Here is a 1501-nt window from a genome sequence, read left to right as displayed (position 1 = left end):
TGCCGTTTCGAGTTTGTCGACCACGGCGCGGATGACCATGTGCCCGCTGGCCTTGTCGATGACGGTCTTTGCCTGATGGGTCAGGCCGCGGGCGGCGATGCGCCGCCAGGCACCCTGGTCGCGGTCGCCTTGCCACCGGCAGGACTGGTGGGGGCAGATCGCCCACTTCCAGCCTGGGGTGGTGGGGCGGTCGGGGGCCTTACAGTGCCGCAGCGGAGTCAGGCACTGCGGGCAGTGCTTCGAGGTGTTCCGGGCGGGGACGGTGACCACGGCGATACCCGCCTCGGCGGCGAGGTGCCGCATCCGGTCGACGATCTGCCCGCGCACCTGCTGCGACAGCCGGACGTTGAGGGTGGCCCCCATGCCCCGTGCTTCCAACGACCGCAGGTCTTCGACGTAGATGACGGTCGCCCGGGCGGCGATGGCCTGGTCGACCGCCCATCTGGCGGCGGCCCACGCGAGCGCGGCGTTCAGATTGGAGCGGCGGTCGGACACGCGGCGGACCTCATCCCGCAGCACCGCCAGTTTGCCGACGAGGTGATGCCGCTCGTCACGGCCGGCGAGGCGTTGGTAGTGGTCGGCTTTGGCGTGCAGCCGTTCTGACAGCCGCCGGAGGCGGTGCTGCTTGGCCAGGACCCCGGCCGCGCGGAACTGGCCACCAGCCCCCAACGCGATGATCCGCCCGCCCTCGTGGAGCCGCAGGGCTCCCGCGCTGAGGAGAGTGTTGAGACCCCAGTCCACGCCGAGCGCCACCGTGTGACCGGTGCGCCGGGCCTTCGGGACGGCGTGCGTGTATGCCAGGTCGGCGTGCACCTGCCGGCCGGCGACGCGGAGGGTGGGCAGGTGCAGCACCGCCGAGGCGGGCACCGTGGGCGGCAGGCTGATCGGACAGGCCACCCACGTCCAATCCCGATACGACCGCGGATCCGGACGTGAGGGCAACTGCAAGCGCAGCAACACCCTCCGAGCGTCAGTGTCGCTGCGCTCGATGGTGGCCTGCTGCCGGTCACACGCGGCCAACAGCAGCATCCGCGCGCCCGTTGGGACGCCTTCGAGCTCGAACACGTCCACCGGCAGCCGCCCATTGACAGCAAGGAACCTCGCGGCCTGCCGCGTGCGGGACTTGACGATGCTGGACGGTAGATGTTCCCCGCCCGGAACCGCCTGGCGTACCTGCTCCCACTCCTGCGCGGTGCGCTTACGCGGATCGGCCGGCCACGTCGCCAGCACCCCGGCGGTAAGGTCAGCACGCCACCGCGCCGAGCGAAGTGCCCGCCCGGCCTGCTCCTGGGCCATGCGCACGATCCGGTCGTTGACCTTCACACCCTCGGCCGCGGTGGCGGTCCAGCCCAAGCGTCGCAGCGCCATCCAGGCGTTCGACGGAAGCTTCCGATCGCTGGCGTCCACACCGGAGGCCAACACGTCCACATCTGCGCGATTCCAGCGCTCCGCCAATAGGTCGGAGACCATCCCCGCCACCAGGTCGGCGCACCAGCCGATA

Annotated in this window: 1 protein-coding gene; it reads right to left on the bottom strand. The window is 71.0% G+C overall.

All coding sequences use genetic code 11. The annotated features are described in order from the left end of the window. Positions 1–1501 (bottom strand): zinc ribbon domain-containing protein (locus ACY34I_RS40340; RefSeq protein ID WP_462760818.1); only part of this gene is annotated, 1501 nt, incomplete at both ends.

The sequence above is a fragment of the Micromonospora sp. RTBAU3-60 genome, assembly GCF_054963695.1.
Note: the sequence above shows the minus strand (reverse complement) of the source record. Positions and strands in the feature narration are given on the sequence as shown.